General features: G+C 72.1%; 18 protein-coding genes. 8 read left to right on the forward strand and 10 right to left on the reverse strand.

Features of this window, described 5'->3' with window-relative positions:
* Window positions 1–15 precede the first annotated feature (15 nt).
* The gene (locus LMU33_RS16340) at window positions 16–1,536 is read right to left on the reverse strand and encodes an aldehyde dehydrogenase family protein (protein ID WP_228621118.1); all 1,521 of its coding nucleotides are present in this window, start codon (window positions 1,534–1,536) and stop codon (window positions 16–18) included.
* A gap of 324 nt (window positions 1,537–1,860) precedes the next feature.
* Here LMU33_RS16340 and LMU33_RS16345 point away from each other — a divergent pair, with 324 nt between their 5' ends.
* The 3 genes from LMU33_RS16345 to LMU33_RS16355 are packed head-to-tail and all read left to right on the forward strand — an operon-like array spanning window position 1,861 to window position 3,638.
* A complete protein-coding gene (locus LMU33_RS16345) occupies window positions 1,861–2,025 on the forward strand; it encodes a hypothetical protein (protein WP_228621119.1) in 165 nt (54 codons plus the stop codon).
* 23 nt (window positions 2,026–2,048) lie between these two features.
* Complete coding sequence (locus LMU33_RS16350) at window positions 2,049–2,660, forward strand: DUF2637 domain-containing protein (RefSeq protein ID WP_228621120.1); 612 nt, start codon at window positions 2,049–2,051, stop codon at window positions 2,658–2,660.
* A gap of 54 nt (window positions 2,661–2,714) precedes the next feature.
* The gene (locus LMU33_RS16355; protein WP_228621121.1) at window positions 2,715–3,638 is read left to right on the forward strand and encodes a helix-turn-helix domain-containing GNAT family N-acetyltransferase; all 924 of its coding nucleotides are present in this window, start codon (window positions 2,715–2,717) and stop codon (window positions 3,636–3,638) included.
* Here the strand turns inward: LMU33_RS16355 and LMU33_RS16360 are convergent.
* The gene (locus tag LMU33_RS16360) at window positions 3,615–4,541 is read right to left on the reverse strand and encodes a LysR family transcriptional regulator (RefSeq protein ID WP_228621122.1); all 927 of its coding nucleotides are present in this window, start codon (window positions 4,539–4,541) and stop codon (window positions 3,615–3,617) included. The two genes, LMU33_RS16355 and LMU33_RS16360, sit on opposite strands and share 24 nt — an antisense overlap.
* Before the next feature lie 102 nt (window positions 4,542–4,643).
* Between LMU33_RS16360 and LMU33_RS16365 the strand changes: the two genes are divergently transcribed.
* The gene (locus LMU33_RS16365; protein ID WP_228621123.1) at window positions 4,644–6,080 is read left to right on the forward strand and encodes an MFS transporter; all 1,437 of its coding nucleotides are present in this window, start codon (window positions 4,644–4,646) and stop codon (window positions 6,078–6,080) included.
* 56 nt (window positions 6,081–6,136) lie between these two features.
* Here the strand turns inward: LMU33_RS16365 and LMU33_RS16370 are convergent, their stop codons facing one another.
* From LMU33_RS16370 to LMU33_RS16400, 6 genes are all read right to left on the reverse strand, one after another.
* The gene (locus LMU33_RS16370; RefSeq protein WP_228621124.1) at window positions 6,137–7,126 is read right to left on the reverse strand and encodes a malate dehydrogenase; all 990 of its coding nucleotides are present in this window, start codon (window positions 7,124–7,126) and stop codon (window positions 6,137–6,139) included.
* A 541-nt stretch (window positions 7,127–7,667) separates the two neighbouring features.
* Window positions 7,668–9,398, reverse strand: coding sequence for a helix-turn-helix domain-containing protein (locus LMU33_RS41680; protein ID WP_308280786.1), 1,731 nt, complete (start codon window positions 9,396–9,398; stop codon window positions 7,668–7,670).
* 338 nt (window positions 9,399–9,736) lie between these two features.
* Window positions 9,737–10,405: a response regulator gene (locus LMU33_RS16385; protein WP_228621125.1), complete on the reverse strand. Its 669-nt coding sequence runs from the start codon at window positions 10,403–10,405 to the stop codon at window positions 9,737–9,739.
* A 50-nt stretch (window positions 10,406–10,455) separates the two neighbouring features.
* On the reverse strand, window positions 10,456–11,625 hold the full coding sequence (locus LMU33_RS16390) for a sensor histidine kinase (protein ID WP_228621126.1): 1,170 nt from the start codon (window positions 11,623–11,625) through the stop codon (window positions 10,456–10,458).
* Between the two features lie 218 nt (window positions 11,626–11,843).
* Window positions 11,844–12,308, reverse strand: a complete 465-nt coding sequence (locus tag LMU33_RS16395) for a DUF3017 domain-containing protein (protein WP_228621127.1) — start codon at window positions 12,306–12,308, stop codon at window positions 11,844–11,846.
* On the reverse strand, window positions 12,298–13,152 hold the full coding sequence (locus tag LMU33_RS16400) for a bifunctional methylenetetrahydrofolate dehydrogenase/methenyltetrahydrofolate cyclohydrolase (RefSeq protein ID WP_228621128.1): 855 nt from the start codon (window positions 13,150–13,152) through the stop codon (window positions 12,298–12,300). The genes LMU33_RS16395 and LMU33_RS16400 overlap by 11 nt, the downstream gene beginning before the upstream one ends.
* A gap of 262 nt (window positions 13,153–13,414) precedes the next feature.
* Between LMU33_RS16400 and LMU33_RS16405 the strand changes: the two genes are divergently transcribed.
* The 4 genes from LMU33_RS16405 (at window position 13,415) to LMU33_RS16420 (ending at window position 16,962) form a co-directional block, all read left to right on the forward strand.
* The gene (locus tag LMU33_RS16405; protein ID WP_228621129.1) at window positions 13,415–13,972 is read left to right on the forward strand and encodes a hypothetical protein; all 558 of its coding nucleotides are present in this window, start codon (window positions 13,415–13,417) and stop codon (window positions 13,970–13,972) included.
* Window positions 13,973–14,125: 153 nt separating this feature from the next.
* Window positions 14,126–14,881: an FHA domain-containing protein gene (locus LMU33_RS16410; protein ID WP_228621130.1), complete on the forward strand. Its 756-nt coding sequence runs from the start codon at window positions 14,126–14,128 to the stop codon at window positions 14,879–14,881.
* Complete coding sequence (locus LMU33_RS16415; protein WP_228621131.1) at window positions 14,878–16,410, forward strand: protein kinase domain-containing protein; 1,533 nt, start codon at window positions 14,878–14,880, stop codon at window positions 16,408–16,410. The genes LMU33_RS16410 and LMU33_RS16415 overlap by 4 nt, the downstream gene beginning before the upstream one ends.
* A gap of 81 nt (window positions 16,411–16,491) precedes the next feature.
* Window positions 16,492–16,962, forward strand: a complete 471-nt coding sequence (locus tag LMU33_RS16420; RefSeq protein ID WP_228621132.1) for a hypothetical protein — start codon at window positions 16,492–16,494, stop codon at window positions 16,960–16,962.
* A gap of 6 nt (window positions 16,963–16,968) precedes the next feature.
* Here the strand turns inward: LMU33_RS16420 and LMU33_RS16425 are convergent, their stop codons facing one another.
* Both LMU33_RS16425 and LMU33_RS16430 read right to left on the reverse strand, forming a co-directional pair.
* Window positions 16,969–17,205 (reverse strand): DUF397 domain-containing protein, encoded by a 237-nt coding sequence (locus LMU33_RS16425; RefSeq protein ID WP_228621133.1) that lies wholly within the window; start codon window positions 17,203–17,205, stop codon window positions 16,969–16,971.
* A complete protein-coding gene (locus LMU33_RS16430) occupies window positions 17,183–18,037 on the reverse strand; it encodes a helix-turn-helix domain-containing protein (RefSeq protein WP_228621134.1) in 855 nt (284 codons plus the stop codon). The genes LMU33_RS16425 and LMU33_RS16430 overlap by 23 nt, the downstream gene beginning before the upstream one ends.
* Between the last annotated feature and the right edge of the window lie 66 nt (window positions 18,038–18,103).

Below are 18,103 nucleotides of genomic sequence, written 5' to 3' on the forward strand. Positions count from 1 at the left end.
GGAAAAGGCAGGGGCTCAGCCGGCGAACCAGCGCACGGGCTTCGGCGCGAGGTTCTGGTAGACGTGCTTGGCCTCGCGGTACTCGGCGAGTCCGGCGGGCCCCAGCTCGCGGCCGGTACCGCTGCGGCCGAAGCCGCCCCACTCCGCCTGCGGCAGGTAGGGGTGGAAGTCGTTGATCCAGACGGTGCCGTGGCGCAGCCGGCCGGCGACGCGGCGGGCCTTGCCGGGGTCGGTGGTCCACACGGCGCCGGCGAGGCCGTACTCGGTGTCGTTGGCGAGGAGGACGGCTTCCTCCTCGGTGCGGAAGGTCTCGACGGTGAGGAGCGGGCCGAAGACCTCCTCGCGGACGACCTTCATCTCGCGGTGGCAGGCGTCGAGGACGGTCGGCTCGTAGAAGTAGCCGGACTCCGGACGGTCCTCACCGGGCTCCGGCCGCTTGCCGCCGCAGCGCAGTACGGCGCCTTCTGCCAGCGCGGAGGCAACGTACGCCTCGACCTTGGCACGCTGCTGCTCGGAGACGAGCGGGCCGCACTCGACGCCGTCCGCGGTGCCGCGGCCGAGCCTGATCTTCCGTGCGCGGCGGGCGAGTTCGGCGACGAAACGGTCCCTGATCGATTCCTCGACGATGAGGCGCGCGCCGGCCGAACAGACCTGGCCGCTGTGGATGAAGGCGGCGTTGAGGGCCTGGTCGACGGCGGTGTCGAAGCCTTCCTCGGTGGCGCAGGCGTCGGCGAAGACGACGTTGGGGTTCTTGCCGCCGAGTTCGAGGGCGACCTTCTTCACGGTCGGGGCGGCGGCCTGGGCCACCTTGGTGCCGCTGGCCAGGCCGCCGGTGAAGGAGACCAGGTCGACGTCGGGGTGCTCGGCGAGGCGGGCGCCCACGGTGTGGCCGGGGCCGGTGACGAGGTTGGCCACGCCTGCGGGCAGTCCGGCCTCCGCCAGCAGCTCGATCAGCGCGACGGTGGTCATCGGGGTGATCTCGCTGGGCTTGATCACGAAGGTGTTGCCGGCGGCGAGCGCCGGGGCGATCTTCCAGCTGGCCTGCAGGAGCGGGTAGTTCCAGGGGGTGATCAGCGCGCAGACGCCGACCGGCTCGTGCACGACGACGCTGTGGATGTCGGGGGAGCCCGCGTCCACGACCCGGCCCGGCGCCTCGGCGGCGACCAGGTCGGCGAAGTAGCGGAAGGCGTCGGCGACGCAGTCGATGTCGATCCGGCCCTCCTCGACGGTCTTGCCCGCGTCCCGGCTCTCCAGCAGGCCGAGTTCCTCGCGGTCACGCACCAGGAGGTCGGCGGCGCGGCGCAGCAGGGCGGCGCGTTCGGCGACCGGGGTGTGCGGCCAGGGGCCGTGGTCGAAGGCCTGCCGCGCCGCGGCGACCGCGCGCTCGGCGTCCTTCTCGTCGCCCTCGGCGACCACGGCGAACGGCCGGGCGTCCGCGGGGTCGAGGATCTCGCGCGTCGCGCCGGAGATCCCTGCCAGCCACTCGCCTCCCGCGTGGATGGTCGCCTGGGCCTGTCGTGCCGTTGTGTCCGCCATGTTCGGTGTTGCCTTCCGTTCCTGATCCATGCCCCTGTGTGACATGCGTGTCACGCTCGGGGACCGTCGCCGCCTGCCCAGGACCGGCGTCCCGCATGCGTGATCGAGGCCCGAAAGTGCGCGGTGTCACATCGACCCGCACCCGATCATCAACATCCCGGCCATTTGATTCGAGTATTCACGGAATACAATTGGCCGCGCATTTATAATTCCTTCGATCACGCGTCAACGGGGACTCAATAGTCCCCACTTCCGGGTCACCGCATTCCCCCGAATGCCCCAGAGCCCACCTCCACCGGTGGTCGTTAGCTGACCGTGATGCGATTGGACTGGCTCACGGCCGAGGATCATACGACGACCATGCTGCGCTGGGGCGTGGAGGCGGATCTCACCTCGTGCTCGGACCTTCTCGACGATTTCCTGAAAAAAATCAACACCATGGAAAATGAATATCGGCGGACGATGGCGGCTCTGTACAGGGCGTACTGAGGCGGGGGTACGGAGGTAAACCGATGGACACCTGGAACATCCCGGAACCGGACATCGCGCCGAACGACTGGGACCCCGTCGAGGAACTGGCCCAGATACTGTCCACGCCGACCAGCGTCAGCCCCGTCGCCACCCCCCTGGACCTGCCGCACCCGCGCAGGGTCAGCCGCCGCCGGCTCCGGCAGGACCATCTGCTCGACGGCGGCCGGCGCGTCACCCACATCACGCTGCTGATCGCGACGGTGTCCGTGTGCGCGGTGTGCATGCTGGGCTGGTCCGTCTGCTATTCCTACGGACAGCTGCGCGAAATCGCCTCGTCGGTGCTGCCGTCGGGACTGGCGCAGTGCTGGCCGCTGACGGTGTACGGGCCGTGGTTCGTGGCCGCCCTCTCCGTCCTGCGGGCCACCGCTCAGCGCCGCAGTGCGCGCCGGTCCTGGTGCGTCGTGCTGGCCGCTTCCGCGATGGCCGTGGCGCTGTGCGTCAGCCACTCGTCGCATGCGCTGCTCTCGTTAGTGATCTTCGGGATTCCGCCGGTCACCGCCCTGGTGTGTTTCTGGGAACTCGTCGGCCAGATCTCGGCCAGGAGCCGTCCCCGGCACGCCACGCACAGCGATCCGCCGGACTCCACACCGTGAGACCGGGCCGTCGGTGCCGTGGACGCGACGGAGGTCTCTGACTACAGTCAAGGAATGGCATCCTTTGACCAGAGTCAAAGACCGCCGGTCCAGGCGGAGGACGTGGCCGCCTTCCGCCGCTTCAACCGGTACTTCACCCGCCGCATCGGCGTCCTGGACGACCACTACCTCGGGCAGGACCGTCCGCTCGGCGAGGCCCGGCTGCTGTTCGAGATCGGCGAGGGCGCGTCCCTGCGGGAGCTGCGCCGGCGGCTCGGTCTGGACGCCGGTTACCTGAGCCGGATGACGAAGGCCCTTCAGGCGCAGGGCTTGGTCCGGCTCGTGGTGCCGGCGCACGACAACCGGCTGCGGCTGGTCGAGCCGACCCCGGCCGGCCGCGCCGAGGTCGCCGAGCAGCAACGCCGGGCGGACGCCCTCGCCGCCGGTCTCCTCGAAGGCCTCGGCCCCGCCCAGCGGGCCGAGCTGACCGCCGCCATGGCGACCGCGGAGCGGCTGCTTCGGCTGGCCGGGATCACCGTGGAGACCGTCGACGGCGCCTCGGCCGACGCGCGGGCCTGCCTGGACGCCTACGCGGCGGACATCGACGCGCGCTTCCCCGAGGGCTACGACAAGGCGGCCCTGGTACGCCCCGAGGAGGTGACCGGCGACGCCGGCGCCTTCCTGGTGGCGTACGAGGAGCAGCGCCCGGTGGGCTGCGGGGCCCTCAGACGCCTCGCCCCCGGGGTCGGCGAGATCCGGCATGTGTGGGTGCACCCCGAGGCGCGCCGGCTGGGGCTCGCGCGGCGGCTGCTGGCGGGGCTGGAGCAGGCGGCGCTGGCGCGCGGCCTGGCGGTCGTACGCCTGGACACGCACGCCGTGCTCACCGAGGCGCAGGCGATGTACCGGGCGTGCGGGTACGCGGAGATCCCGCGCTACAACGACGACGTCTACGGCGGCCACTGGTTCGAGAAGCGGCTACGCGCCGAGGACGGCGCCTGACACCTCGGTCATCAACTCCCGTACACAGCCGCGCAGCCAGGCGTGGGCGGGGTCGGCGTCGTGCCGGGGGTGCCAGGCGAAACCCACCTCGACCGCGGGCAGCGGCAGCGGGATCTCGAAGGTGACCAGGCCGAGGGAGTCGGCCATCGGGCGGCTGTAGGTGGTGATCAGCCCGATCAGGTCGGTCTCGCGCAGCACGAACAGCGAGGCCGGGTAGGTGCCGACGCTGCCCACCACCCGGCGGGCGAGACCGAGTTCGGCCAGGGCGTCGTCGATCGGACCGCGTTGCCTGCCGCGCCGGGAGACGACGAGATGACCGGCCTCCCCGGCGAACCGCCCGGGCGTCAACTCCCCGTCGAGCAGCGGGTGTCCGGGCCGTACGACGCCCAGCATGCGCTCCTCGTACACCGTCTCCCGGTGCACCTCGGGCGCGGTCGTGTCGATCACCCCGACCTCCAGGTCTGCGGTGCCCTGGCGCAGGAGCGGGACGTCCACATGGCTCTCGGACAGGAAGCGCAGCCGGATGCCGGGGGCCTCGCGGGCGGCGCGGGCGAAGAGGGCGGCGCCGTGGGTGGCGGCGATCGCGTCGTGGCCGAGGATCGTGAAGGTGCGGGAGACCGTCCGCACGTCGGTGTCGCGGCCCGGCGCGAACAGGGCCCGGGCGCGCTCCACCACCGCGCTCACCTCGGCCCGTACGGCCAGCGCGTGCGGAGTGGGCACCATCCGGCGTCCGGCGCGCACCAGGACCGGATCGCCGAGCGCCTTGCGGATCCGGCCGAGGGTACGGCTCATGGCGGGTTCGGACAGATGCAGCCGGTGGGCGGCGCCCTGCACGCTCTGTTCCTCCAGCAGCACCTCCAGCGCGACCAGCAGGTTCAGGTCGAGTCCGGCGGATTGCGTCATGTGCAGGAATCCCTTGCAAAGGTTGCACTGGAAAGCAGGTCACCGGCGAGCCTACGGTGAGGGCGCATCCCACACCACCCACCGAAGCTCCCGGGAGGAGCCGTGCCCACGCACGCCCTGAAACGCCCCGTCCTGCTCGCGCTGTGCGCCTGCGTCCTGGTCGCGCAGAGCATGGTCGCCGCCATCAACCTCCTCATCCCGCAGCTGAGTTCGTCGTCCCTGCACCCCTCGCACACCGAGATCCTGTGGACCGTCGACGCCTACGTCATCGTCTTCGCGGGCCTGCTCGTCCCGGCCGGCGCGCTCGGCGACCGGTACGGCCGCAAGGGCGCCCTGCTCGCCGGGCTCGCCCTGTTCGCGGCGGGCGCCGCCACCAGCGCGCTCGCGACCGGCCCGGCCGTCCTGATAGCCGGGCGTGGACTGTCCGGCGCCGGAGCGGCCCTGATCACCCCGGCCACCCTCTCGATCCTGATGCAGCTGTCCGCACCCGAGCACCGGGCCCGCTCGATGGGCGCCTGGACCCTGTCGATCGGCCTGGGCGGCGCGGCCGGCAACCTGGGCGGCGGCCTGGCCGGGCAGTTCCTCACCTGGCGCGCCCTGTTCGCGGTGATGGTCCCGCTCGCCGCCGTCCTGGCGGTGGCCGTCTCGGCCACGGTCCCGCGCACCGAACGCTCCGCCCGGAGCAGCCCCGACCCCCTCGGCACCCTGCTGCTGACGGCGGGCCTGGTGGCGGTCCTGTTCGGCATCATCGAGGGCCCGACGTACGGCTGGACCTCCGCACGCATCCTGGGCGCCTTCGCATCGGGCGCGCTGCTGATCGCCGCCTTCACCCTGCACGCCCTGCGCTCGGCGGCCCCCCTCTTCGACCCGCGGGTCTTCACCTCCGCACGGCTGCGGGCGGCCTCCCTCGGCACGGCCACCGGCTTCTTCGGCCTGTTCTCCCTGTTCTTCGTCAACTCGCAGTACCTGCAGGGCGTGAAAGGCTACGGCGCCGCCGTCACCGGGGTGGCGATCATGCCCCTGGTCTTCGGGATGGCCGTGGCCCAGAAGCTGGCCACCCGCTGGGCCGGCCGCCCCCGCGCGGTCATCGGCACCGGTCTCGCCCTGATCGGCCTCGGCCTGCTCGGCGCGTCCACGGCCGACGCGGGCACACCGTACGCGGTGTTCGTCTGCTGGCTGCTGGTCATCTCGGCCGGCGCCGGGCTGTCCATGCCCGCGCTGACCGTCGGCGTGGTCACCTCCCTCCCGGCCCACCAGGCGGGCCTCGGCTCCGGTCTCGGCACCACGGCCCGCGAGACGGGCGCCGCGCTGGGCGTCGCCGTCACCGGCACGGTGCTGTCGGCCCACACGGACCTGCTCCACGGCATGGGGCCGGCGCTGCGGACGGTGGGGGTGGTGGTGCTGGGGGCAACGGCGCTGGTGGTGGCGGGATATGGAAGGCGCCCTGGAAAAAGGCGCCCCGAAGGGGCGCGGGGAACTGCGCGAGCAACCACGAGGGACCCGCACCCGGCAACGACGTCCCAGCCCTACGGCCGATAGCCGCAAAAACACGTGGGCCCCGCTCCAGCAGAAAACCGGAGCGGGGCCCAAGGGGTTCAGATCAGGCCGAGGCCGCGAACCGCCTCGCGCTCCTCCTCGAGCTCCTTGACGGACGCGTCGATGCGGGCGCGGGAGAACTCGTTGATGTCCAGGCCCTGGACGATCTCGTACTTGCCGTCCTTGGTGGTGACCGGGAACGAGGAGATCAGGCCCTCCGGAACGCCGTAGGAGCCGTCCGACGGGATGCCCATGGAGGTCCAGTCGCCCTCGGCGGTGCCGTTGACCCAGGTGTACACGTGGTCGATCGCGGCGTTGGCGGCGGAGGCCGCGGAAGACGCACCGCGGGCCTCGATGATCGCGGCACCGCGCTTGGCGACGGTCGGGATGAAGTCCTCGGCCAGCCACTTCTCGTCGTTCACGACCTCGGCGGCGTTCTTGCCGGCGACCGTGGCGTGGAAGATGTCCGGGTACTGGGTCGCGGAGTGGTTGCCCCAGATGGTCAGACGCCTGATGTCGGCGACCGTCGAACCCGTCTTCTTCGCGAGCTGCGTGAGCGCGCGGTTGTGGTCCAGGCGGGTCATCGCGGTGAAGCGCTCGGCCGGGACGTCCGGCGCGGCGGCCTGCGCGATGAGCGCGTTGGTGTTGGCCGGGTTGCCGACGACCAGGACCTTGATGTCGTCCGCGGCGTGGTCGTTGATGGCCTTGCCCTGCGGCTTGAAGATGCCGCCGTTGGCCTCGAGGAGGTCGCCGCGCTCCATGCCCTTGGTGCGGGGCCGGGCACCGACCAGGAGGGCTACGTTGGCGCCGTCGAAGGCGACGTTCGGGTCGTCGGTGATGTCGATGCCCTGGAGCAGCGGGAAGGCGCAGTCGTCCAGCTCCATGGCCGTGCCCTCGGCGGCCTTGAGGGCGGGCGTGATCTCCAGGAGGCGCAGCTTGACCGGAACGTCCGCGCCGAGCAGCTGGCCGGAGGCGATGCGGAAGAGCAGGGCGTAACCGATCTGGCCGGCCGCGCCGGTGACGGTGACGTTCACGGGAGTGCGGGTCATGGCGTTCTCCGTATGACAGCTGGCGGTGGGGCGTCCCTGCCCCGGGCGGATGATCGATCTCTTGGCGTCAAGAGATCGATCCAGCGGTCAGGCTATCGCGCATCCGGCATGCGAGACGCGCAGGGTCCTGTGGCTCACCCCACAAGTCGGAGGAGTGCCCGATTGAAGGGGCGGCCGCCCGTCCGGGAGAGGGGGGAGAGGACGGAGACGGCCGCCAGGTGGGGGTACCGGATCGCCGGACTCCCGTGGGGGTATTGGGCCGCGTGCCCAGAATCCGGCCCGCCATGCACCCGGCCCCGGAATTTCATCCTCCCGATTTCCCGCACGCCGTCCACGCACGTCTTACGCACGGCGTACGGCGATGTGCCGTCCCGCGTCTGCCTTGTTGGAGCCGCCCCGTCGCCCGGATCGCCACGGCCCGAGCGCGCTGTCGGGGCGCGCCGTGCCGGCCGGACCGACGGCGCCCGCCGCGTCTGCTTCCGGGGCGCCGCCTTGTCCGTAGCGCCCTGAGCGGTGCGCCTTGCCCGGTGCGCCGTTCGCCCTACTTGGTGCACCCCGTCCGCCCGGACGCCAGCGTCGCGCAGGCCTTGGCCTCTGCCGCGTCCTTCACGGCGACCATCGGGGTGTAGGCGATGGTGTCGCCCACTCCGGAGGTCTCGCCGGTCTGCCGGGCCTTCCCGGCGGAGACCTGGACCTTGTCGCCCTGGGCGGCCCCGGTGATACGGCCCCAGGCGGCGCCGCAGGCCTTGCTGTAGCGGACCTCCAGGGTGGTGGTGCCGACGGTGGCGGTCTTGGCGGTGGTCACCAGGTCGCCGCTGCACCCCATGGCCTCGGCGTCCTTGCCGTCGCAGGCGGAGCCGGTGCACTTGACCCCTGGCGGCGGGGTCGCGTGCGCCGTGGCACTCGGGGACTGTCGCCCGGCGGCGTTGTCGTGCTTCGCTCCGCCCCGGTTGGTGAAGAAGAAGACGGCGCCGATGACGACGAGCACGCCGACGAGCCCCGCGAGGAACATGATCACCCGCTGTCTGCCGGCGTTCCCCGGGGCTGGGGTACCCCCACCGGGCCGGGGCTCCTGTGGCAGGCCGTCGTACGGGGTCGGATTGGCCTGGGTCCAGCCGGGACCCTCGGGCGAGCCGACGGGCCGCGCACCGCTCGCGCCAGTGGCGCCGGCCCCTGCGGACGCCCCGCCGTCGGGACGGGTGCTCGCCTTGGACGGCCCCTGATACCCGGCCAGCCCCCAGGAGTTGCCCCTCGAGGTCCCGCCGCGCCCGACTCCGTCCCGACCGGGTCCCACCGCATCGTCCGTCCCCAGACCCGCGCTGTCGGACACCGCCCGGCCCACACTGCCGGACACCCCTCGGCCCACTCCGTCAGCCGTACCCCGGCCCGCTCCGTCGACCGGCCCCCGGCCCACGCCGTCGGCGGCACCCAGACCTGCTGCGTCGATCGGCCCCCGGCCCACTCCGGCGCCCGAGCCACGCCCTGATCCATCTCCCGGCCCACGCCCCGAACCGCCGCCCGAACCACGATCCGAACCATCTTCCGGCCGCCCGCCCGGACCACGCCCCGAAACATGCCCCGAACCGCCGCCCGGTCCCTGCCCCACGCCACCGCCCGGCCCCCGACCGGAACCGCCGCCGGGACCACGGCCCGAACCGTCACCCGCACCACGCCCCGAGCCGTCGCCCGAGTCACGCCACGAACCGGCGTCCGAAGCAGGCCCCGGCCCCTGCCCCTGCCCCACGCCACCGCCCGGTCCCCGGAGGGAACCGTCGGTGCGGTCTCGTGTGCGTCCCGGTTCATCCCGTGCGTCGGCGTCGGGGGCCGTCGGCTGGGTGGGGATCGTCGGGGAGACGCCGGCCGGGCCGGCGATGCCCATGGGTGCGCCGGCGCCCTTGCGGCCGGACGGGCCGCCGGTCGCCTCGGCCGCCCCGAACTCCCCGAGCGCGGCGCGCGCCTGGGAGATGCGGATCGCCTCCATGGTGCGGTCGTGCCGCATCTCGGCCCGGCTCCAGGCGCGTTCGGCCAGCTCCCACATCGTGGTCAGGTGCACGAGGTTGGTGCCGGTGACCTCGGCGAGAGCGACGATCGCGCCCTTGGGCGCGAGGAGCCGGCCGCCCAGGTAACGCTCCCAGGACGTCTTGCTGTAGCCCGTGCGGTCGGCGAGTGCCGCGACGCTCAGGCCGCTGCGGTCCACCAGCCGCCGCACCTGCTGGGTGAACTCCTTGATCTGCGGGTCCAGATCCTCGGGCAGATCCTTCCAGCGAGGCATCGATTCCCCCTCTTGCTTCCCCCCGGCATACCCCCGGCGTTTCCCCGTCCTGGCTACCCACAAGGATGCGCCGACTCGGGATCCCAGTTCCCGGAGTGGGGGCGCACGGGAGCAACACGGCCGCCGGTCATGCCCCAACGTATCCCGAACTGTCAAGACATCGACACGGTGAGGACACATGTGGCAGTGCGCGGACACGGTAGCGGAACGGTCACTTCCGTGCCACAGCGCGCAGACAGGCGTTGAACAGGCAGTTCCCGTCGGGGAAGGCTGAGTTGTGACGGCGGCCCGCCCCTCGTCGGGGGAGGGGGCGGGCCACCGTTGACCCGCACGCCCGTTCAGCCGCCCGGCGTCACCAGTCCCGTCTCGTACGCCAGCACGACCGCCTGGGCCCGGCTGCCCAGGTCGAGCTTGCTCATCGTGCGGTTGAGGTGGGTCTTGACGGTGGCCTCGCTGATGTAGAGGCGGTCGGCGATCTCCACGTTGGACAGGCCGCGGGCGGTGAGCTTGAGGACCTCCGTCTCACGCGAGGTGAGGACGGCGAGGTCGGGCGGGGCCGGCTCGGCCGGGGCCGGGGCCTGCCGGCGGGCGAACGCCTCGACCAGGCGCCGGGTGACGCTGGGCGCGAACAGCGCGTCGCCGCCCTCGACCGCGGTGACCGCGGCGAGCAGCCGCTCGGGCCCGGAGTCCTTCAGCAGGAACCCGGAGGCCCCGGCGCGCAGGGCCCCGTACACGTACTCGTCGAGGTCGAAGGTGGTCAGCACCAGCACCCGGGGCGGGCGGCCGTCGGCCTCGGCGAGGATCCGCTCGGTGGCCTCGATGCCGTTGACCCCGGGCATCCGGATGTCCATGAGGATCACGTCGGGGCGGGTCTCGGCGGCGAGCCGTACGGCCTCCTCGCCGTCCGCGGCCTCGCCGACGACCTCGAAGCCGGGCGCGGCCTCCAGCAGGCCGGCGAGTCCGGCGCGGATGAGGAACTGGTCGTCGACGACGAGCACTCTGGTCATGCCGTACGGACGTCCCCTCGCCGTGCGCCGTCCCGTTGCCGGCGCCGTCCCTACCGCTCCGCCTCCGGTACGCCCGTGCCGCCGCGCTCGGCGGCCGAGGTGGGCAGGGTCAGCAGGACCTCGAAGCCGCCCTCGGAGCGTGGGCCGACCGCGATCGTCCCGCCGTAGAGCTTGGCCCGTTCGCGCATGCCGATCAAGCCGTGGCCACCGCCCGCCGGCACTCTGGCCGGAATCGTCCCCTGCCCGTCGTCGGTGACGCACACGGTCAGCTCGTGGGCGCCGTACCGGAGTTCCACGCGCGCGTGCGCCGGACCCGCGTGTTTGAGGGCGTTGGTGAGGGCTTCCTGGACGACCCGGTAGGCGCACAGTTCGACGCCGGGCGGCAGCGGGCGCTCGGTGCCCGCCACGGTGAGGTCCACGGGCAGTCCGCCGGCCCGGACCCGGTCGAGGAGTTCGCAGAGCCGGGCCAGCGTGGGCATGGGGGCACGCTCGGGCGCCTCGGGGTCCGCCTCGCGCAGCACCTGCAGCATGCGGCGCAGCTCCTCCAGGGCCTCGCCGCTGGTGTCCGCGATGGTGCCGAGGGCGCCGCGTGCCCGGCCCGGGTTGGAGTCGAAGACGAACCGGGCGAGGCCGGCCTGCACCGAGATGACGGACATGTGGTGGGCGACCACGTCGTGCAGCTCGCGGGCGATCCGGCCCCGTTCCTCGGTGACCGCTCGCCGGGCCCGCTCGGCCTGTTCGGCGCGCAGCCGCCGGGTGAGTTCGGCGGAGCGGCGGGCCAGGTGCCCGAACCAGACCAGCACCGAGCAGTAGAGCAGGGCCTGGCCGAGCACGGACGCCATGGACGGGGTGTGGCTGACCACCCCGGCGTACGCCCAGACCCCGGTCATGCAGGCCGCGCAGACCAGGGCGGTGCGCACGGGGCGTACGGAGGCGACGGTGTACAGCGCGAGCATGGAGCCGAAGGTGCACACCACCGGCCAGTAGCCGAGGGTGATGTAGAGGATCGCGGCGGCCTGCACGACGGCGAAGACGGCGAGGGGCCACCGGCCGCGCAGGGCGACCGGCAGATGGGCGAGGGCGACCAGGACGTAGGCGCGGGCGTCGAGTTCCGGCCAGCCCTGCGACCGCGACTCCTGCCCGAGCAGCACGGCGACCACGGCCATGGCGACCGCGATCAGCGTGTCCACGACGAGCGGGCGGGGGGTCGGCGGTCGCATCGCCGCAGGGTAACGCCCAAGGCCGGAGGCCGGAGTCAACCCTGCGCGGTACAGCGGAAGTTGCAGGAACCGGCGGCCTACCCGCCCAGGGAGGTACGGCAGTTCGTCCCGCCGGGGGAGGCGGACTCCGGGCGGGCGGCCGTACGCTCGCAGGGACGGGGGATGCGCCGGTGGCCCGCGTCCCAGGGGGAGGCGGGCCACCGGCGGCGCGGACTCGGCTACTTGTTGCTGCTGAGCGTGACGTGCAGGAGGTCCTTCAGGAACGGGATCTGCAGCCGCGGATCCGGCTGGGCCATCAACGCCAGCAGGACGATCGCGAGGCCGAGGACGCCGTAGGTGGCGATGTCCGTGAAACGGGAGCGCACGGCGAGCATGCCGACGCTCGGAAGTATCCAGCGCATGACCGCGCCGGCCAGCAGGGCCGCGCCGATCACCAGGGTGCCGGCGCGGAAGGCGTCGAGGGAGGTCAGCAGCAGGCCGAACGCGACCCCGCCGAGCACCACGAGCAGGGGCCACTGCCGCGCCGGGGCCGGGGCGTCACCGGGCGCGGCCCGGCCGCCGCCCTCGGGCCGCGCGGTGTCCCTGGTGATCCTCGGGAAGCGGCGGGTGGTCCGCTTCGGACGCTCCTCGGCGCTGTGCGTACCGCGGGTGACCGCCCCCGCGCGGGCGCCCTCAGCCGACACTGCGCTCCGCCGCCTCGACCACGTTGACCAGCAGCTGCGCCCGGGTCATCGGGCCCACGCCACCGGGGTTCGGGGAGATCCAGCCGGCCACCTCGGTGACGTCCGGGTGGACGTCACCCATGATCTTGCCCTCGGCGTTGCGGGAGACACCGACGTCCAGGACGGCGACGCCCGGCTTGACGTCCTCGGCGCGGATCAGGTGCGGGGAGCCCGCCGCGGCGATGATGATGTCGGCCCGCTTGAGGTGGGCGGACAGATCGCGGGTGCCGGTGTGGCACTGGGTCACGGTGGCGTTCTCGCTGCGGCGGGTGAGCAGCAGCGGCATCGGCCGGCCGATGGTGACACCGCGGCCGACGACCACGACCTCGGCGCCCTTGATCTCCACGCCGTGCGCGCGCAGCAGGGTGAGGATGCCGTTGGGGGTGCAGGGCAGCGGGGCCGGCTCGTTCAGGACCAGCCGGCCGAGGTTCATCGGGTGGAGGCCGTCGGCGTCCTTGGCCGGGTCCATCAGCTCCAGGATGCGGTTCTCGTCGATGCCCTTGGGCAGCGGCAGCTGGACGATGTAACCGGTGCAGGCCGCGTCCTCGTTCAGCTCGCGGACGACCGCCTCGATCTCCTCCTGGGTGGCGGTGGCCGGCAGCTCGCGCTGGATGGAGGCGATGCCCACCTGCGCGCAGTCGCGGTGCTTGCCGGCGACGTACTTCTGGCTGCCGGGGTCGTCCCCGACCAGGATCGTGCCGAGGCCGGGCGTGACGCCCCTCTCCTTCAGCGCCGCCACGCGGGCGGTCAGATCGGACTTGATCGCGGCTGCGGTGGCCTTGCCATCGAGAATCTGGGCGGTCATACCCCCCATCCTCGCGGATGACCCGCCCCCGGTTCCAATCCGGGTGGCCGGGCGCGGTACCGCAATGTCGGCGGATGATCGACGATGTTGCACTTGCACAACACCTGCGTCATCTGGCTGGACAAGTCAGTAACCGGTCAAGAACGATGAGAAGCACAGTGCAGCGGGCAGCTCATCGGGGGGACGACCGCATCTGTAGTAACTCTCCTCCGTGCAGTGCCGCGCCTCGTCCCCGCACTCGACCAACGGAGGAAACACCGCCATGAGCTTCGGTGACCCGAACAATCCCTACGGCCCGCCGCAGGGCCAGCAGCCCGGCTACGGCTACCCGGCCCAGTCGCAGCAGCAGCCCGGCTACGGCTACCCGGCCGCCCCTCCGGTCCAGCAGCCGTACGGCGCCGGCGCCCCGATGACCGCCATGCCGGGCAACGTCAGCGCGGCCCGTGTGCTGCTGTGGGTGATCGTCGGTCTGCAGGTGATCGGCGTGGCGATCTTCGCCTTCGCCGGTGTGGCCCTCAACAAGGCCAACAACGACAGCTCCGTCCCCTCGACCCTCCGGGACTACCCGGTCGGCGTGATGTGGGCCTTCGCGGCGCTCGCCCTCGCGTGGCTGGTGTGGGCGGCCGTCCTGGCGTCGAAGTTCACCACCGGCGGCAACAGCCTGCGCGTCACGGCCCTGGTCTTCGGCATCATCACCGCGGTGCTCGCTCTCTACCCGTTCACGCTGCTCGGCATCATCCACCTGGTGCTCGGCATCCTGATCGCCTGCTTCGTGGGCGGCTCCAACGGCAAGGCCTGGTTCAACCGCGCGCGTTACTGAACGCGCCCGCGCAACGGAACAGTTCGCGCCATTTCAACGCAGAGGGCCGTGTCTCACCCGTCCAGGGGGAGGCACGGCCCCGGTGTCTCCCCCTAGTCTGGCGGACGGAGCCGTTCCCGGCCGGGGTGGCCGTCAGGCACGGGGAGACGCACCTTGTACAGCATCATCGTCGTACCTCCGCCGACCCCGGAGGACCGACAGCACAGCACCCAGATCCGGCTCGCCCCGGGTGAGCGCCTCAGCTTCGGACGGGCGTCCGGCAACGGTCTGACGATCCCGCACGACGGGGTCTCCCGCCGGGCCGGCGAACTCAGCGCCCAGGGCGCGTTCTGGATACTGAGCAACCTGTCCGCGCGCCAGACCTACGTCGTGGAGAACCCGGAGGGCGCCGGCGAGCACATCAAGGTCGGCCCGGGCCGGCTCGACGCGCCCGTCCCGTTCGAGTTCTCGCGGATCGTGCTGCCCGCCGCCGGCGACCTGCTGACGATCGAGGTGTGGGCGCCGCGCCACGACTATCTGCGGGAGGAGGCCGGACCGGACGGCGACACCACCGCGCCCGCCTTCTCCGTCGACCGCACCAAGCGCTACTTCGCCGTCCTGGCCGCCCTGTGCGAACCGCGGCTGCGCGGCGACCCGCACGCCCCGCTGCCCACGGTCGACCAGGTCGTCGACCGGCTGCGCCCCGCCTGGCCGGCCGCCTCGCGCACCTCCGTGCAGTGGAACATCGACTACCTGGCGGTGAAGCTGCGGCTCAAGCCCGGCCCGGAGACCGCGGGCACCGGTCCGCGCCTCAACGGCAAGAAGGAGTCCCTGGTGTCCCTGGCGCTCCGCTTCGACCTCGTACGGGAGGACGACCTGGTCGTCCTGTCCGCCGACACCGAGGCCGACGCCGGCCGTACGGCCCGGTGACCGAGCCGTACGCCGTGCCGGTGCCGCGGGGCTACCGGGTCGGCGCCTGGGAGGTGCGCGAACCGATCGCGACGGGCGCCTTCGGCAGCGTGTACACGGGCCGGCGCACCGGTGACCGCGAGGAGCTGCCGGGCACCGCAGCGCTGAAGTTCCTGCCCACCGGCACCGGCACCCCGCGCCAACTGACCCATCTGCGCGAGCTCATCGAGCGCGAGATCGACCTGCACCGGCGGCTCAGGAGGCCGCGGCTGATCCGGATGTACGAGTCGCTCGTCGTCGACGACCCGGGCCGCCCCGAACTCGACGGCGCCACCGTCCTCGTCCTGGAGCGGGCCGAGGGCTCCCTGTCCGCCCTGCTCGCCGCCGCGCCGCGCCCGGACGCCGGGCCCGCCCTGCTCGCCCAGATCTGCGAGGGGCTGGCGCAACTGCACCGGGCGGGCTGGGTGCACGGGGACCTGAAACCGGCCAACGTGCTGCTGATGGCGGACGGTTCGGCGCGGCTCGCCGACTTCAACATGGCCGCCGAACTGGAGGGCACCCACGCCTACACCCCGGCCTTCTCCACCCCCGACTACACCCCGCCCGAACTGCTGTGGGCGGAGATCGGCCAACGCGGCCGGCGGATCCGTCCGTCCGCCGACGTCTGGGCCTTCGGCGTGCTCGCCCATCTCGTCCTCACCGACTCCTTCCCGCTGTCCGGCGCCACCCCCACGGCCCGCCGCGACGCGGCCGCCGCCTATGCGCGCGGCACCGACGAACTGCGCCTGTCACCCCAACTCCCGGACTCCTGGCGGGAGATCGTGCGGGACTGCCTGGCCCGCACGCACGAGGCACGCATCGGCACCGAGGCGCTGCTGCGCCGCGTCGAGGCGGCCGCCGGCACGGGCCGCTCGCCGCGCCTGCCCCGGCTCTTCCCGCGCCGCAGACGCCGGCGGACGGTCATCGCGGGCGCCGCGGCCGCCACCGTCGCCGTGGCGGCCCTGGGATACGGCATCAGCACCTGGACGGCTGCCGGCGGCACCGACGACAAGGGCGTGGCCACCTACGGCGCCTCCGAACTCCGCACGGACAAGGGCGTCCCCGTGCAGTACCGAAAGCTCATCGTCGACTCCGCCCACGCCTGCCCCGGGCCCGACGTCACCCCCGCGCTCGTCGCGGCGATGCTGAAGGCCGAGAGCAATTTCGACCCGAACCTCTCCGACCCGGCCAAGCACGAGTTCGGCATCGCCCGCTGGACCCCCGCCGTCCTGCGCTGGTACATGCGCGACGACGGCGTCCCCGCGACGGCGACGCCCACCCCGCCCCTCACGCCCTCCGTCTCCATCCCGGCCATGGGCCGCTACCTCTGCTTCATGGCACCCCACCTGAAGTCCGGCCTGCCCGGCGACAAGCGGGTGCTGCTCGCCGCCGCCTACCGGACGTCGTACTCGAAAGTGAACGACACGGGCGGAGTTCCCCCGAAGTACCGCGACTACTGCGCCCGTGTCGCCCACTACCTCAAGGAGTACACGCCCCCGGGAAAGAAGTGACCCTCAGACGTCCGAGGTACCTGCGGGCGGGCGCGGCTGGGACGGTGGAACCACCGAACCACTCGTTCACATGGGGGAACAGTGAACATCGCCAAGCCCGCCGCGCTGCTCGTCGCGGCCACCGCCCTGCTCGCCGGCCCCACGGTCGCGGCCACCGCCGCAGCACCGGACGGTACCCGGGTCACCGGCGTCCAGCAGGTCGCCGACCAGGTCCTCGCGGGCCACCCGAAGCCCCTCTCCGCCTCCGCCGACAAGGTCCGCTACGACGGCCTGACCCTCACCAGGGCCCCGCGTGGCAAGGTCGCCGCCAAGGACCTGGACTGCGCCTACGGTCACCTGTGCATGATCGTCAGGGGCACCAAGTTCGACTTCTACAAGTGCCAGACCTGGACCGTGAACAACTGGACCGGGGACGGCCCGTTCACCAACAACCAGACCCCGGGCACGGTCGCCAGCTTCTACAACCAGGACGGCAGCACCCGCTGGACGTCGACGGCGTACGAGGCCGGCACGGCGACCTGGGACCCGATCTACTCCCTGCGCCCCTGCTGACCCGACCTAAGAGCCTCGACGGCCTCCGGCTCCCTCGGGGGAGGGCCGGAGGCCGTCGATGAACGCTGTCCAGGCGTGGGCGGGGAAGAGGAGGGCGGGGCCGTCCGGGCTCTTGGAGTCGCGGACGGGGACGAGGTTGGGGAGAGCGTCGGCTACTTCTACGCAGTCGGCGCCGTCGTTGTTGCTGTAACTGCTCTTGCGCCAGGTGACCGAACTCAGGTCAATCCCCTTGCCGAGCTTCATGTCTGTAGGTCCTCGCTGCTTCTTCGATCAGGGCAAGGGACGCGTCAGGCGGTAGTGCGACGGCCCTAAGCAGATCGTACGACCCGCGATAGCCCTTCACGAGAGGCGGAAAGTCCACGATCTGGCCGTTGAAGTCCCCTTCCGTCCACACCAGAGGTGGAGCGTCAGCGAAGGTCATGATCTTGACCATGCCGTGCATGAGAGGGTGCCAGGGGCGAGTTTCCGGGACGATCTGCAGAACGCTCCGCGTCGACCCGATCACGTCCAGGATGTGCTCCAACTGCTCGGCCATCAGCGCAGGTGGAAGCGGTACGTTCCGGATGAGCGACTCCCGCAGGATTCCCCAGTAGGTCGGCCGGTCCTGGCGTTTCCACAACTCCGCACGCGCCATACGTGCACGCACGTTCTTCTCGACCGTGTCCGGGGAAATCAGCGGCGCCCCGTACTGCATAAGACCCCGCATGCACGCCTCAGTCTGCAGGAGACCGGGAATGGCATTGGGCGCCCACTCCTCCAGCGTCGCCGCTTGCTTCTCCAGGTCCGGCACCTCCACGTAGTACAGCGGATGCCCCGTGCTCCTCGCCTTGGCCGCGTCTCTACACCGCCGCTCGAAAAACCCGTCTGTCCCCAGCTTCCGGTCCACGTGCCGGGCCAGATCCATCGGCATGCCCCGCTCCCCCCGCTCGATCTGGCTCAGGAACGAGATCCCCCGGAAGCTCCCCTCCGCCAACTGCTCCAGCGTCAGCCCCGCTTCCTCCCGCTTGAAGCGCAACTCGGCGCCGTAGAAGCTCGGGACACTTGCCGAGGCGTCAGGGTCCTTACGCGCAGGCACAACTCACCACCGCCCGTTTACCAGTTACCCAGCGCAACCGAAACCTCTTTCAAGGTAGGGCAGCCG

Origin of the sequence: Streptomyces barringtoniae (assembly GCF_020819595.1) — a bacterium.
Taxonomy (GTDB): Bacteria; Actinomycetota; Actinomycetes; order Streptomycetales; family Streptomycetaceae; genus Streptomyces; species Streptomyces barringtoniae.

Coding starts and splice junctions, on each gene's coding strand:
- LMU33_RS16340 (WP_228621118.1), bottom strand. CDS start 1,536: ATGGCGGACACAACGGCACGACAGGCCCAGGCGACCATCCACGCGGGA.
- LMU33_RS16350 (WP_228621120.1), top strand. CDS start 2,049: ATGGACACCTGGAACATCCCGGAACCGGACATCGCGCCGAACGACTGG.
- LMU33_RS16355 (WP_228621121.1), top strand. CDS start 2,715: ATGGCATCCTTTGACCAGAGTCAAAGACCGCCGGTCCAGGCGGAGGAC.
- LMU33_RS16360 (WP_228621122.1), bottom strand. CDS start 4,541: ATGACGCAATCCGCCGGACTCGACCTGAACCTGCTGGTCGCGCTGGAG.
- LMU33_RS16370 (WP_228621124.1), bottom strand. CDS start 7,126: ATGACCCGCACTCCCGTGAACGTCACCGTCACCGGCGCGGCCGGCCAG.
- LMU33_RS41680 (WP_308280786.1), bottom strand. CDS start 9,398: ATGCCTCGCTGGAAGGATCTGCCCGAGGATCTGGACCCGCAGATCAAG.
- LMU33_RS16385 (WP_228621125.1), bottom strand. CDS start 10,405: ATGACCAGAGTGCTCGTCGTCGACGACCAGTTCCTCATCCGCGCCGGA.
- LMU33_RS16390 (WP_228621126.1), bottom strand. CDS start 11,625: ATGCGACCGCCGACCCCCCGCCCGCTCGTCGTGGACACGCTGATCGCG.
- LMU33_RS16400 (WP_228621128.1), bottom strand. CDS start 13,152: ATGACCGCCCAGATTCTCGATGGCAAGGCCACCGCAGCCGCGATCAAG.
- LMU33_RS16405 (WP_228621129.1), top strand. CDS start 13,415: ATGAGCTTCGGTGACCCGAACAATCCCTACGGCCCGCCGCAGGGCCAG.
- LMU33_RS16425 (WP_228621133.1), bottom strand. CDS start 17,205: ATGAAGCTCGGCAAGGGGATTGACCTGAGTTCGGTCACCTGGCGCAAG.